Origin of the sequence: Arthrobacter ramosus, assembly GCF_039535095.1 — a bacterium.
Lineage (GTDB): Bacteria > Actinomycetota > Actinomycetes > Actinomycetales > Micrococcaceae > Arthrobacter > Arthrobacter ramosus.
Genome location: NZ_BAAAWN010000001.1, coordinates 2,753,389 through 2,767,864, shown reverse-complemented (window position 1 = coordinate 2,767,864; position 14,476 = coordinate 2,753,389). Strand labels below are relative to the sequence as shown.

Here is a 14,476-nt window from a genome sequence, read left to right as displayed (position 1 = left end):
GTTCGAGTCCCACGTCGGGCATGGCATAACCCCCCGCCAGAGGGGTTTTTGCTTTAACGTGTGTACAAAGCTTGTGGTCAGGTGCCTCTGACGCTGGTTCGCGGCCGTGGCCTGGCCGCCGCGGTGGCCTATGAAGGTATGTGGGTGGCGTTTAGGGTCCTGGCTGGTGGGCCCTCGGCCTGCTCTGGGGTGGGGTTGCGCGGTTCCTCGTTCCGGTTCGGTCTGGTCGTGGATGGCCAACACCAGTTCATGGTTCAGGGTCCGGGGGACGACATGATGAAACCTGCTTTGGCGCGGACGTTTCTTGGAGAGCTACTTCCCGGTCGTAGGGGGTGCTGTGCCAGACCCTTTTTGTCCTGCCAAAGGGGGTGTGGACAGTGTCCACACTTACGTCTGCTTTATGGAAGTGCCTATGGTTGTCCGCTTGGAGCGGCCGACAATCCGCAGCATCAGGGGGGCTGCCGATCCCTGCGGTGGTCTCGTCGATGATCTCTGAGTGCCACAACCCGGTGCGCCACGGCGGCGGTAGCGACTGCCGGGCAGCGGCAAGGCGTTCAAACCCATCGCGCGCCAGGGACTCTCTATTTCATGCGAGTCCCTGGCAGGCAAGCTGGGCCGCCGTCGTCCGCCCGTCGCGTTGATTGGGTGGGTCTGAAATCATCCGGCGGTTGGGTAGCCATGGTCAGGCGAGGGTGGTGAGCCTGAGGGAAGCGACCTTTGCGGTTCCTCCGGTGGTGTACAGCGACACACCGGTGCTGGAGGGGTCCGGGAAGATCAGTTCGGTGAGGGTAACTACTCCGTCTTGGGCGAAGATCTCCACAGAGCAGTGATCAACGAAAATACGAAGGTTATACGCCCCATCCACGGCACGCAGGGGCGCGGTGTCGATCGATGCAAAGGCGCTGTGGAACGCCGTGTTGCCCGAGACCGTTCGATCCCCGAGCAGTCTGCCGTCACCCCGACGGATGCCGATCCTTGTACCTTCGTTGCCGTTGCCGCGGATCACGAGGCCAACTTCATCTGCGGAACCGGGCACAAACGTTACCTCGATGAGTTGCACGGCTCCCCCCGCCTGCCACGGAACGGATGCCATCGACGTCGAGCTCTGTGTGGGCAACTGTGCGGGTAAGCGCTGCGGGGTCAATCACTGCCTGCTGGCTGAGGTGCGGTGCCCCTTCAGAAGTGACCAGCGAGACCTCGCGTACAAGCGACATGGGGCTTCGCCACGGGAAGGTTGCTGAAGGAAACGGCAGCGTAGTAGTCCCGGCCCCAGTCGAGCCAGTGATATTCGGTCAAGCGCGCCGGATCCTGGTCGCCTTCAGTGACCGTGGTTTCGGACCTGAACGTCACGCCGTCGAATTCGCCAACGAAGTACTGTCCCGCAGATCCTCCGTTTGGGCCGCCGGGATTGAGGTTAACGGTCAGGACCCATCGGATCAGGTCCTCGTTCCCGTCAAGTGGAAGCGGGAACAGGTCGGGGCATTCCCAGACTCCGCCGGTGGCGTTGGCGGGCCCGAAACTGCTGAGGTATTCCCGGCTCTTGAGGTCATCAGAGCGGTACATCACGACGGCCGGCGTGCTGTGATTTCTCTTTGTAGGCACTTGTGTAGATCGCGACCAGGGGTGCAGCAGTTTCGTCACCCAGTCCGCTGGTGTTGTGCTGGTCGTAGACGACGCTGCCGGAGTAGATGTCCTCGTTTTCGTCGCAGGCAATGGCGACGGGTTGTTCTGTCCACGTGAAGAGGTTCGTGGAGGTGGCGTGCCCCCAGGACATGTTTCCCGGGACATTCCCGAACGGGTTGTTCTGGTAGTAGAGGTGGTAACTACCCGCGTAGTAGATGAGGCCGTTGGGGTCAATGAGCCAGGTGTTTTTGGTGGCGTAATGCACTGTCGGCCGGGACGCTTCACGTGTGTGCGCGGCTACCGCGGTCATGAATCAAAGTCTCGTTTCATTTCGTCTTCCTGAGGAAGGGTGGGGCGGCCATCCAGCCGGCGAACGGCGCGGGGCGCTGTTCGGCGGCTGGACGGATGCTGGGGTTAGCAGTTGCTCTTGTATCGGTCGTACGTCCGCTTCGCGGCGGGATCCCCCGGCCATGAGCTGGATGTCTTAGGTAACAGAGCGATTGCGAGATGACTCCAAAGGCCGGAGAGGGCGGACTGAGTTAGGGGAAAAGGTTCCGAGCTCCTCCAAAGATCTCGGCCATGGTCCAAGCATCGAAGGAGAGCAGCCTCACGGTGCCCTCGGCGGCGATGCTCACGTGCTCACCGGCCAGGGTCGGGTAAACGCGGGCGGTGAGCGGCTTGCCGTTGGCGAAAATCTCGACGGCGGACCGGTCCACCAGAACGCGTAGGTGCACCCGGCCGTCGGGCATCGGGAGCGGTCCGGACTTGTCGTCGACATCAACGGTTGGATCGAGGCTGCTCTGAGTACGGTCGAGGCGGAGTGTGCCTTGGCTGCCGCCTTCGGTGGTCCGGCATAGCTCGATCACTGTTTCCTCCCTGGAACTGTCGGAGGCACCATTGTCAGCCGATCCAAGCAAGCCCAGCCGCAGCAGAGCACCAGGCTCGAGCTGAACATCCAGTTCGAGGTCCAGTTGGTTGCCGGACACCCAGGTTGGCACAGGTGCCCCGGGCACCAATTCCTGTTCCGGCAGGCCGACGTGGTCCCGGCGCAGCTTCTCGATTTCGGGCACGGGTGCGAAACGGAGGGTCCCGTCATCGGCCAGGGTGGTGACGCGCGGCAAGCTCATGACGCCCGACCATCCGGCCTCCACCATGGCGGCATTGCTGCGGCCCTCCTGAAGCCAGCCAAACATGATGCGTCGGCCGGACTGATCCCGGAAGGACTGCGGCGCGTAGAAGAACCGTCCTCCGTAGTCGAGCCGATGCAGCCCGGCAGGCTCGAAGGAGTTTTCCGAATAGCGACCGGTCCAGTACAGCGGGTGTCTGGTGTCGCCGTCGTCCCATGCGGAAAAGACCAGCACGTCGGGCGCGTCAGCAGGAGTACGAACCGTACCTAACGAGCCCCCGCCTGCCCGGAACAGGTCAACGCATTCCCACATGGTCCCGGTCCAGTCGGTATCGGCAGGATCGCCCTGGGAGGCGTCGCCGATGAACAGCGGCCCGACGTATTCCCAGGAGCGCAGGTCGCCGGACTCGTACAGGAACGCAGTGCCGCCGCGCCCACGAATGCCCGATCCCACCAACTGCCGCCAGATGGAACCCTCGCGCCAAACGCAGTGATCGCGATACGCCGTGATCTCCACGCCGGCCGGCGGGGCTGCGATGACCGGGTTCTGAGGAATTTTGCTCCAGCTCAGCAGGTCTGCGGAGCCCACGGCAACGCAGGGCAACTCCTTCTCGCCCAGCCGGCCCGAGTACACCAAGGTGGGCGTGCCGCCGTCGTTCACCAACACCCCCGACCAGCAGCCGTCGGCGTCCGGACCTGTGGACGGTTCCAGTGCCACCGGCTGGTCCGTCCAGTGGACGAGGTCGGTGCTGGTGGCGTGGCCCCACTGGATGCGGTGGTGGAAAGCGCCTTCGGGGTTGTACTGGTAGAAGAGGTGATAGGTGCCGTTCCAGTGGCTCACGCCGTTGGGGTCGTTCAGCCAACCGGCCGGGGATACGAAATGGAAGCGCGGCCGAAGGGGGTCTGCATCGGCGCGGGCAATCAGTTCGTCCTGGGGGACGGTGGCGAGCGGGTGCGTCGATTCTGTCATGCGGAGGCCTTGTTGTCGGTAGGTTCAGTTGCCAGGGCGTGGCCGCCGGCTCCAGCCTGCGGGCGGTAGAGGTGGCAGCGCACCCAGTGGAGGTTTTCAGGGTCGCCCACGCCGTGGCGAACGGGTTCCTCGGCCGAGCAGGCCTGGTTTGGGTCGCCGTCGAAAGCGCAGGTGGTCGAAGCCATCACAGCCTGCCGAAGCTCGGCCCGGCGGACGGGATCGTAGGAGCCCGCCCTGGCCGGATCCGGGACGGCTGAGACCAGCAGTTGCGTGTACGGGTGGGCCGGGTTGGCCAGGAGGTCCAAGGACTCGCCCTCTTCAACGAGCTCACCGGCGAACATGACGGCCGTCCGGTCCGCGAGGTATCGGGCCGAAGCGAGGTCGTGTGTGATGTAGAGCATGGAGATTCCCTGCTCATCGCGGAGTTTGCGCATCAGGTTCAGCACGCCGATCCGGACCGAAACATCCAGCATGGAGGTGGGTTCGTCAGCGAGGATGACTTGTGGTTCCACGGCGAGGGCCCGGGCGATCGCGACTCGCTGGCGCTGCCCGCCGGAGAGCTCGTGCGGGTAGGAGTTCAGCATGTCGGCCTGCAGGCCTACGGTGGTCATAAGCTCCTCGAGTCGCTGCTGTGTCTCGGTCTCGGAGCTGCCGCCCTTCCGGTGGATCGCTAGCGACCTCCGGAGGAAATGCTCCACTCTGTGGGCAGGATTCAGCGAGCCGAAGGGATCCTGGAAGACCATCTGCAGTTGGGAGCGGAAGGCGCGTGATGCCTGGAAGCGGTCGCGCTTGAGGACGTCGACGCCGTCGATCAGGATCGCGCCGGAGCTCGGTCGTTCCAGCCGGGCAACGCACCGGGCCAGGGTGCTCTTACCCGACCCGGACTCTCCCACGAGGGCCACGATTTCTCCGCGGCCAATGGTCAGGTCTACCCCGTGCAGGGCCCGGACGGACTCCCGGGAGAACAAACCACCTATAGGGAAAGACTTTCCTAGTCCGCGGACCTCGAGGGCCGTACCTTCTGTGTCGGCGGAGGGGCGCCGGGATGACAGCACAGCGTGGCTCATCGTGCGGCTCCTTCCATGATGGCGGTGTCATCAGCCGCTGAAGCGTCGGTACTGACCGGTGCCACGAAATGGCCGGGTGCTGCTTGGCTGAGGTCCGGGATGTTTCGGAACTTCACGCCGTCGGGCAGTCCGGTCAGCGGAACCCGCGGACCGGTGAGCGGCGGGAACGCACCCATGAGGGCCTGAGTGTAGGGGTGGCGGGGGTTGGCGTAGACGTCCTGGGCTTTCGCGGTCTCCACGATCCGGCCTCCGTACATCACGGCCATGCGGTGCGAGAGCTCCACCATGAGGGACATGTCGTGGGTGATGAAGAGGACGGAGAATCCCAGTTCGCGTTGGAGTTCCTTGATTTGGGCCATGATTTCCTGCTGGACCACCACGTCCAGGGCCGTGGTGGGTTCGTCGAGGATCAGCAGCGACGGCTTGAGCGCTACGGCCATCGCGATCACCGCACGCTGGCGCATGCCGCCCGAAAGCTGGTGCGGGTAGGACTTGAGTCGAGCGGGGTCGATCCTGACAAGTTCCAGCAGCTGGCCCGCGCGTCGGAGGGATTCCTTGCGGGAGTAGCCGGCGTGTGTGGTGAAGATGTCCACGATCTGCTCGCCGATGGTGAGCACAGGGTTGAGCGAGTTCATGGCCGATTGGAAGACCATAGCGACGTCCTGCCAGCGGAAGCCCCGCAGTTCCTCCGGGCTCATGGCCAGGACATCCTTGCCGCCGAAGGAGATGCTGCCGCCGGCGATCTTCGCAGGATCCTTGAGGAGGCGCATGATCGAGTTGGCGATGGTGGACTTCCCACAGCCGGACTCGCCCGCCAGCCCGAACACTTCACCGGTGCCGATGCTGAAGGAAACACGGTCGACGGCGGTGGTGGAGCGGGTGTCGCCGATGTACTTGACGCTGAGGTTCTTGACGTCCAGGACGGGCTCATGGGAGCCGAAGCAAACTTGGGAGACTGTCACTTGGCGGCGCTCCTTTCGGTATTCTTTGGGTTTTTGATCTTCCGTAGCCGCGGATTAGTGACCTCGTCCACGGCATAGTTGATGAGGGCCAGTGCGAACGCGACCAGCGCGATGCAGACACCCGAGGGAACGAAGACCCACCAGCTGCCGGTCAGGAGGGCGCCCTCGTTGCCGGCCCAGAAGAGGTTGTTGCCCCAGGAAACGGTGCTCACGTCGCCCAGGCCAAGGAATTCCAGGCCTGCCTGGGCGCCGATGCCGTAAATCACGCAGCCGAGCAGGGTTCCCATGACGATCGATGCCATGTTCGGGAGGATTTCCCGGAACATGATGCGGCCCGCCCGTTCGCCGGACACCACGGCCGCGGCCACGAAGTCCTTTGAGCGGATGGACAACGCCTGGGAGCGCAATACACGTGCCGACCCGGCCCAGCCGGTGACCACGAGCACCAGGATCACGGTTCCCAATCCCGGCGGCAGGAAAGCTGCCAGGATGACAAGGAGCGGGAGTCCGGGCAGGAGCAGGAAGACGTTGGTCACCAGGGACAGTGCTTCGTCAATGAACTTGCCGAAGTACGCCGACGCCAGGCCCACCAAAATGCCGATGAAGGTGGATGCGAAGCCCACAGTCAACCCGACGAACAGGGAACTGCGGGAGCCATGGACAGTCAGGGCCAGCACGTCCTGACCTTTGGCCGTGGTGCCGAGCCAGTGCTCGGGAGACGGTTCCAGCGAGGCCATCGCGGTGATCCGCGACGGGTCTCCGGGGAACAGCACGGGGGCCAGGAACGCAAGCGCGATGAACACGAGCATCACGATGATGCCCACCAGGGCCTTCTTGTTGGTGATAAGTCCGTGGACGAAACTGCGGTTGGGCTTGCGGGCAGCTGTGGGCTCAGTGGGCTCAGTGGGCTGCTTAAGAATTGCGGTTGTCATGATGGGTCCCTCAGTTGCTGCGCACACGCGGGTCGAGGCGGACGTAGAGGATGTCCACCAGGAAGTTGGCCAGCAGCACGGCGGCGGTGATGGTCAGGAACAGGCCCTGCATAAGCGGGTAGTCGAGGCCTTGGACGGCGTTGAGGAGTTGGTAGCCGACGCCGGGATACGCGAACACCACCTCGGTGAGCATTGCACCACCCACCACGAAGCCCAGGCTCATGCCGAAGCTCGTGACCGACGGGAGCATGGCGTTCCTTGCCGCGTAGCGGAGCATGACGCGGCCCGGCCGGAGACCCTTGGCCTCGGCCATGGTGATGTAGTCCTCGGCGTTCGTGGCGATCATGGTGTTCCGCATGCCCAGCATCCAGCCCCCGATGGACACCAGGACGATCGTCAGCGCCGGGAGCACAAGGTGCGCGCCGACGTCGCCGATGAACTCCCAGGTGAAGGCGGGCTCCAGTCCATCCGTGAAAGCGTGGCGGATCGGGAACCAGCCCAGCACTACGCCGAACAGGTACAGGGCTCCCATGGCCAGCCAGAAGTACGGGAAGGATCCAATGAAGATCAGGAGCGGCGGCAGGGCGGAGTCGATCGCGCCGCCGCGTCGCCAGGCGGCCAGGATGCCGAGGAGATTGCCGATGATGGCGGCGAACACCAGGGCGGTTCCGCCCAGCAAAAGGGTCCAGCCGATCTGGCTGGCGATGACCTCGGTGACCGGGGTGGGGAAACGCGAGATGGAGACACCCATCTGGCCGGTCAGGATGTTGTGCATGTAGTCGACGTACTGTTCCCAGAGCGGCCGCGTATCCACGCCGAGCATCTTGCGCAGGGCTTCGATCTGTTCGGGCTGCATCTTGCCCTGGGTACGGGCGAACATGCGTGAGACGGGGTCTCCCGGCATGAAACGCGGGAGCAGGAAGTTCAGGGTGATGGAGGCCCAGAAAGCGATCAGGTAGAAACCCAGGCGGCGCAGGATGAAGCGCACGGTTGCTCCGTTCGGGAAAGGCGGGGTCCGGGACGACAGTGGTCCCGGGCGGGACAGATGAAAAGGTTCTCGGCCGGTGGGAACCGGAATATGGCAACGGCAGCCACCGGCCGAGAAGTGGCGCCGGCTACTTGCGCGGTTCCAGAGTGGTCAGGACCAGGACCGTGGTGGGGGAGCGGTCAGAGAGCGTTGCGTAGGGGTTGTCCTGAGTGGGCCATCCCGTGAAGTGAACGTCCGTGTAGTCGCCCCATTCGGGGCCGGAGAACAGCGGAACCGTCGGGGCCACCGCGTTGTATTCTGCCTGAAGCTGGTTCGCGATCCCCTTCTGTGCGGCTTCGTCGCCGGCAGCAGCGAACTGCTGCAGGAGATCATCGGCCTTTGGATCGCCGAAACGGTGGTAGTTCTCGGTGGCCTTGGCGCCCACCGGCTTGACGGTGGAGGTGCCCATGGTGGAGCTGAAGTATTTGAACGGGCTGGGGTCGTTCGCGCTCCAGACGATGCCGGTGTCGAACGTTCCCTGCTCGTAGCCGGAGACGACGGAGGCCCAGTCAGGGGAGTCCACCTTGGCGGTCACGCCGATGGCCTGGAGGTTCTGGGAGATCACGTTGGCCACGGAGAGCCAGTCGGAGGAGCTGGCGCCCACGGAGATCTTGAACTCGAAAGGCTTGCCGTCCTTGAGGGTGCGCTTGCCGTCCGTGCCCTTGGGGTAACCGGCGGCGTCGAGCATCTTGTTCGCTTCGTCGACGTTCAGCTTGGTCCAAGTGCAGTTGTTCGCCACATCGGCGTTCTTCCAGCTCGCGTAGTTGCCGGAGAGGCCTGTGCAGTCGGCCGGAGTGGCGTACCCGCTCATGCCGATCTTGGTGACCTGGTCACGGTCAACCGCCATGCTCAGGGCCTTGCGGACCGTCGCGTCGTTGAACGGCGCCTTGCTGGTGTTCAACTGCCAGTTGATCATGGCGCCCGTCGGCGGGAACCAGAAGTGGCGGTGGTCCTTGTCTTTTGCGATGAAGGTCTTCTCGATGTTCGGGATGAACTGGGTGGACCAGTCCACATCGCCGTTGACGCTGGCCAGGTTGGCGGCATCGTTTCCGGACATCGCCAGCATCTTGATGCCGGCGATCTTCTGCTTGTCAGGCTGCCAGTAGTTCGGGTTCTTCTTCAGCACGAAGGACTGGGACTGGAAGCTGTCCACCTGGGTGTAGGGGCCGGTTCCCACGGGGTTGGCGTTGGTGTCCTTCGCCGGATCGGCGATGGATGACCAGATGTGCTTGGGGAGGATGGGGAGCTGCCCGATCTCATAGAGCGCGGGGGACCAGGGCTTGTTGAAGGTGAATGTCACCTTGTCGGTGCCCGCCGGAGTGACGGAATCCAGGTACTCGAAGCCGCCCTTGAGCTTCTTCTGCAGCTGGAAGGTGTAGGCCACGTCATCGGCGACGAAAGGCTGCCCGTCGGACCACTTCACGCCGTCACGCAGGGTGAAGGCGACGGACTTGCCGTCCTTGGCAGCGTCCCAGGAGGCTCCCAGCCAGGGGACGGTGTTGCCTTTGGCCGGGTTGAAGACCATCAGGGGTTCGTAGATGGCCTGCTGGACCATGGGGTTCACTGTGGGGGCGAAGGGGTTGAAGTTACGGTCGAAGGTGCTCATGTCCTCACGCGGGATGGTCAGGAAGGCGTTCGCGTTAGCTCCGGCGTCGGTGCCTGCGGACTTGTTGACGGTGGCAGCGCAGCCAGTCAGCAGCATTGCACCCACAGCCAGTCCGGCCGCTGCAATGCGGGCAGACCTCAAGAATCGGGGTTGTGTCATGATGGGTATCTCTTTCCTATCTTCATCAGCAAGGTGAAGGGGTGGGTAAGGGTTTGCTCTTCGACATTGATTTCACGGTCAGACCGAAGAGCGTTCTAGCAGCGGACAGTCGACCAATTGCTGGTCGGCAGTGATCGGCTGTCCTGCTGTGAGAGCTGCGAGCGTCTGGACTCCCAGTGCGCCCATTTTTTCGAAGGGCAACGCAACCGTGGTCAGCTTTGGCCTGAGGTAGGCCGCAATCAGTTCCTGGTTGTCGAAGCCGATCACGGCGATGTCTCCGGGGATGGTCAGTCCCCGTTCCTTGATGGCGTCGTAAGCGCCCATCGCCATGCGGTCATTGAGGCAGAACAGGGCGGTTGGCCTTTGATCTTTCGGATAGCGGTCCAGGATTTCGCAGGCCGCCTCGTAGCCTCCATCCGCCGTCGCATGCCCGGACACCACCAGCTCCGGATCCAGTTCGAGCCCGGCGCCGGCGAGTGCTTCGCGGGCACCCTTCAACCGTCCGACGGCCGCGGGAATGTGCGGGTCCAGGTTGATGACTCCGATCCTGCTGTGGCCGGCCCGGAGCAAACGTTCGACGGCGACTCTGCCGCCCGCGCGCTCGTCCGGGACGATCGAGGGCAGCTTCCCGTCCGCGTCGAAACAATTGATCAGGACGGTGGGAACCTCGTGGGCGCTTTCCGGAACATGCACACCGCGGTGGTAGGTTGCCGCGTACAAAAGTCCTTCCACTCGTTGTTCCAGCAGCTTTTCCGTTGCTGCATCTTCCAGGCCTTGATTGGGTCCTACGGCATCGGCCTGGTCGGAAGGCGCGATGAGCAGGAACCGGTGGTCAAGCCACGCCTGGTCCTGGGCGCCCTTGATGATGTCCACCGCAAACGGGGCCGTCACGATCTCGGTGACGAGTCCGTACCAATCACTGCGCTGGGAAGCCAGTGCGCGTGCTCCGGCGTTCGGGCGGTAACCCAAAGCCTGCACGGCGTCGTTGATGCGGGTGCGCGTTTCCTCAGAAATGCTGGCGTTTTCGCGGTTGCTCAGCACGAACGAGACCGCTGTACGGGAGACCCCGGCGTGCCGGGCGACATCACTCATGGTGACACCCCGCTGCCGCACAGCCGTGGCTTTCTGGGGGGTCGTGGTTTTCGCCATTGAATGCTCCGGTGGTCTTCGTTGGTCCCGGGTGTTGCGCCAGGGTTCGGTCTGAGGTGTCCCGCGTTTGCCGGTTAGTAACGCGAGTTACCTGCGCCGTTGTGAGCGAGGTTACACGCGTTACCTCGTAGCTGTCAACGTCTTCCACCGGCATGCCGCCCCGCACGGGCACACCTTGAACTTCCTCGTGGGGGCTTAGCTGGCCGCTTGTTGGACCAGGGTGTGGGCGAGGCGGTAGGAGTCGGTCCCGGTTTCGATGACGGTTCTGTTGAAGGTGAGCCGGTCCATCATGGCCGCGCAGAGGCGCGGGTCGGTGAAGGCCGATCTCCCAGGTCGACATCGTTGTCGCCTCCTGCTCGGCTCCCCACCGCCCGGCGATTTAGTTCGCATATCCTGCCCCGGGGTTTTCTTTGAAACCGTTGACTTGTCCGGTGGACAGGTCGTAGATTCCCCTCTCGACAACGTTGTCTACGTTCCGGCGACTCTGGCGCAAAACGCGCGCAGGATTTGATTCAACCAAGTCCCTACCAGAACCAGCCCGGGCGACAACCGGCACTACCTGCCTGTCACTGTCGACACGAAAGGTGAATACGTGCGCCGCACACATTCCGGTCCCGGGCTGACACCCGGACCAAACTCGAAAAAGCGTCTCAACGCCCTGGTCCTCGCCGCCGTGATGGCCTCGGGGAGCACGCTTCCGCTGTCCGCACCGGCTTTCGCTGCGGACAACTCCGGGGCGACAGCAACTGCCTCGGGAGCGGCCGTAGCTTCCCCGCTCTATTCCGAGACATACCGGCCTCAGTTCCACTTCAGCCCGGCAACGAACTGGATGAACGATCCGAACGGTCTGCTCTACTACCAGGGCGAGTACCACATGTTCTTCCAGTACAACCCTTCCGGGGATACCTGGGGCAACATGTCTTGGGGCCACGCCGTCAGCACCGACCTGGTGCACTGGACCCAGCTACCGCTGGCCATTCCGCAGGATGGGAAAGACATGATCTTCTCCGGCAGCGCGGTCATCGACAAGAACAACACCACAGGCTTCGGACAGCCGGGCAACCCTGCCATGGTGGCCATCTACACGGCGGCCGATAAAGCCACAGGCAAGCAGTCCCAGGCTCTCGCCTACAGCACGGACAAAGGCCGGACCTTCACCAAGTACGCCGGGAACCCTGTCCTGGATATCGGCTCGAACAATTTCAGGGACCCGAAGGTGTTCTGGTACGAGGCCGGGCATGAGTGGCTGATGTCAGCCGTGCTGTCTGACCAGCACAAGGTGACTTTCTACAGTTCTCCTGACCTGAAAACGTGGAAGCATCTGAGTGATTTCGGACCTGCTGGTGCCACCGGCGGCGTCTGGGAGTGCCCGGATCTGTTCCCCTTGCCGGACCCGGCCAATCCCGGGAAACAGAAGTGGGTACTGACGGTCAACCTCAACCCCGGCGGGATCGCGGGGGGTTCGGGCGTGCAGTATTTCACGGGAAGTTTCGACGGTACGACGTTCACCTCCGATGACAAACCCTACGTCGCCCCGGCGGGAACCCCTCTGGACAGCTTCGAGACCGGCAGCTTCGGGAGCTGGACAGCCACCGGCACCGCGTTCGGCACCGCGCCCGCCGCCGGCACGCTGCCCAACCAGCAGGCCGTCTCCGGATTCCCGGGCAACTACCTGGTCAACAGCTTCAACGGCGGCGACGGGTCGACCGGGACGCTGAGCTCGCAGACATTCACGATCAGCAAGCCCCACCTGAACTTCCTCGTCGGCGGCGGCAACCACCCCTACGTACCCAACACGGTACCGTTCGGCACCCTGCCGACCGGTCAGGTCTTCAACGACTTCTCAGGGACCACCTACGGTCCCGGGTGGACCGCCACCGGATCCTTCGTCAACTCCGGCCCGTCGACAGAGAGCCTTCCTAACCAGCTCGGCCCGAAGGTGCTGGACACCTATGCGCCCGCTGGAGATCCCGGCACGGGCACCATCACCTCGCCGACGTTCACGGTCAACAGCCCGTACATCGATCTCCAGGTCGCCGGCGGGAACCACCCCGCGGGCCAGGCGAACCCGACCGCGGTCAACCTGATCATCGGCGGACAGGTCGTCGCGACCACCACCGGCCCAAACAGCCCCGACCTGACGTGGACGAACTGGGACGTGAGCAAGTACCAGGGCCAGCAGGCACAGATCCAGGTCGTGGACCAGAACGACGGGTCCACCGGCGGATGGGGCCACCTCATGGTGGGCGACATCGTCTTCGCCGGGGCAGCAGCCAAGCCCTGGGACACGCAGACCTCCGTCAACCTCGTGGTGGACGGAAAAGTCGTGCGAAGCTCCACTGGACAGGACAGCGAAAGCCTGGACTGGAACAGCTGGGACCTCAGCGACCTTCAAGGAAAAACCGGGCACATCGAAATCAGCGACAACAACACAGGGGGCTGGGGGCATATCCTCGCCGACCAGTTCACTCTCTCAGACACCGCTGCACAACCGGCAATCCAGCGCGCACACTGGGTCGATTACGGCAAGGACAACTACGCCGGAGTCACTTTCAACGACGCCCCCGGCGGCAAACGGATCATGATCGGCTGGATGAACAACTGGGACTATGGAGGATCCATTCCCACTTCACCGTGGCGCAGCGCAATGACCGTCCCCCGGGAGCTGTCCCTCCAAACCGTCGACGGTGCACCCCGCCTGGCGCAGACACCAGTCAATCAGCTCAACGAACTCACCACAGGGCCGTCCGTCCACGAGGAGAAAATGTCCGTGCCCGCCGGAAGCACCGTCCTGCCGGCCACAGGGAAAGCGGTCGACATCACCGCGTCCTTCGCTGCCGGTACTGCCAGCTCCTATGGACTGAAGGTCCGCACCGGGTCCGGCCAGGAAACTCTCATCGGTTATGACAATAGGTCCGGAAAGGTCTACATCGACCGGACCAAGTCCGGCGCCGTAGGATTCAGCTCCAGCTTCCCGGGAGTCCAGACCGCGCCGCTAACCACAACTGGAGGATCGGTCAAACTTCATATCCTGGTCGACTGGTCCTCGGTCGAAGTCTTCGCGGACGACGGGAAAATCGTCCTGACAGACCAGATCTTCCCGGACCCGTCCAGCCAAGGAATCGAAGCTTTCGCCAACGGAGGAAACGCTACCCTCACCTCCCTGGACGTCAAGCAGATGAAGTCAGCCTTGCCATCAGTTGGCCCCCAGCAATAACAGCGAATCCCGGCAACACATCTACCAGACCGCTGCGCCCGCAACGTACCTGCTGCGGGCGCAGCACCCATCCCGGGCTCGCTCATCGCCGACAGCCTGGAGGCCCGCAACCGGCAAAGCGCTGATCCGCCGTCCGGCGCGGCGAAGAACGCATATCCGGCTACGTGGACTTCCTGATTCCAATTGGTCTCGATGTTAAATGCTCAACGGCCGTTGCCGCCCCGAGGAAATCCGGGTGGTGCAACGACCGCTAGGAGCCAGGCACTGTTCGTTTCGGCCCGTGCGTGGCCTCCGGCCTTGGCCGGGACCTAGTCCAGTGGGCGGAGCCAGCACAGGACGGAGCCGTCGCCTTCGATGTGCCCGGCGAGTTCGGCGTTGAATTTCCGGCCGTATTCAGCCCCGATGTGTTCTTCGAATGCCGCTTCATCGCGGTAGACCTCGAACACGAAGTATTCCCGCGGGTTGGTTTCGCGGGTGTAGGGCAGGAACATGACGTTCCCGGGTTCCCGGCGGACGTGGCCGGTGAGCTCGGCCATCATTTCGGCCACCCTCGCTTCGCTGCCTTCCCTGACGGTGAATTCCGCGTACAGTGTTTTGGTCATGTCCGGTCCTTTTGCTTGGTGGGTTCGGATGCCTTG

9 protein-coding genes and 2 pseudogenes are annotated in these 14,476 nt (G+C 63.5%); 1 reads left to right on the top strand and 10 read right to left on the bottom strand.

The genetic code is table 11. From position 1 onward, the window contains the following. Positions 1 to 682 precede the first annotated feature (682 nt). The 9 genes and pseudogenes from ABD742_RS24350 to ABD742_RS12785 all read right to left on the bottom strand — a co-directional run. Positions 683 to 1,933: pseudogene (locus ABD742_RS24350) on the bottom strand (glycoside hydrolase family 32 protein). Between the two features lie 229 nt (positions 1,934 to 2,162). Then, positions 2,163 to 3,719 carry a glycoside hydrolase family 32 protein gene (locus ABD742_RS12820; RefSeq protein WP_234750536.1) on the bottom strand — a complete coding sequence of 519 codons (1,557 nt, stop codon included), beginning with the start codon at positions 3,717 to 3,719 and terminating at the stop codon, positions 2,163 to 2,165. After that, on the bottom strand, positions 3,716 to 4,786 hold the full coding sequence (locus tag ABD742_RS12815) for an ATP-binding cassette domain-containing protein (protein ID WP_234750537.1): 1,071 nt from the start codon (positions 4,784 to 4,786) through the stop codon (positions 3,716 to 3,718). The genes ABD742_RS12820 and ABD742_RS12815 overlap by 4 nt, the downstream gene beginning before the upstream one ends. After that, on the bottom strand, positions 4,783 to 5,748 hold the full coding sequence (locus ABD742_RS12810; RefSeq protein ID WP_234750538.1) for an ABC transporter ATP-binding protein: 966 nt from the start codon (positions 5,746 to 5,748) through the stop codon (positions 4,783 to 4,785). Before ABD742_RS12810 ends, ABD742_RS12815 begins: the two co-directional genes overlap by 4 nt. Next, positions 5,745 to 6,680: an ABC transporter permease gene (locus ABD742_RS12805; RefSeq protein WP_234750539.1), complete on the bottom strand. Its 936-nt coding sequence runs from the start codon at positions 6,678 to 6,680 to the stop codon at positions 5,745 to 5,747. Before ABD742_RS12805 ends, ABD742_RS12810 begins: the two co-directional genes overlap by 4 nt. A 10-nt stretch (positions 6,681 to 6,690) precedes the next feature. Continuing rightward, entirely contained in the window at positions 6,691 to 7,668 is a 978-nt protein-coding gene (locus ABD742_RS12800) for an ABC transporter permease (protein ID WP_234750540.1), read from the bottom strand. Positions 7,669 to 7,795: 127 nt separating this feature from the next. Then, the gene (locus tag ABD742_RS12795; protein WP_234750541.1) at positions 7,796 to 9,472 is read right to left on the bottom strand and encodes an ABC transporter substrate-binding protein; all 1,677 of its coding nucleotides are present in this window, start codon (positions 9,470 to 9,472) and stop codon (positions 7,796 to 7,798) included. Positions 9,473 to 9,550: 78 nt separating this feature from the next. Further along, positions 9,551 to 10,621 (bottom strand): LacI family DNA-binding transcriptional regulator, encoded by a 1,071-nt coding sequence (locus ABD742_RS12790; RefSeq protein WP_234750542.1) that lies wholly within the window; start codon positions 10,619 to 10,621, stop codon positions 9,551 to 9,553. A gap of 195 nt (positions 10,622 to 10,816) precedes the next feature. Then, positions 10,817 to 10,939 (bottom strand): annotated as a pseudogene (locus ABD742_RS12785) (IS21-like element helper ATPase IstB); the annotation flags it as partial. A gap of 274 nt (positions 10,940 to 11,213) precedes the next feature. Here ABD742_RS12785 and ABD742_RS12780 point away from each other — a divergent pair. Further along, positions 11,214 to 13,838, top strand: a complete 2,625-nt coding sequence (locus tag ABD742_RS12780) for a GH32 C-terminal domain-containing protein (RefSeq protein ID WP_308193836.1) — start codon at positions 11,214 to 11,216, stop codon at positions 13,836 to 13,838. A 308-nt stretch (positions 13,839 to 14,146) separates the two neighbouring features. Here the strand turns inward: ABD742_RS12780 and ABD742_RS12775 are convergent, their stop codons facing one another. After that, positions 14,147 to 14,440: a putative quinol monooxygenase gene (locus ABD742_RS12775; protein WP_234750543.1), complete on the bottom strand. Its 294-nt coding sequence runs from the start codon at positions 14,438 to 14,440 to the stop codon at positions 14,147 to 14,149. Positions 14,441 to 14,476 lie beyond the last annotated feature (36 nt).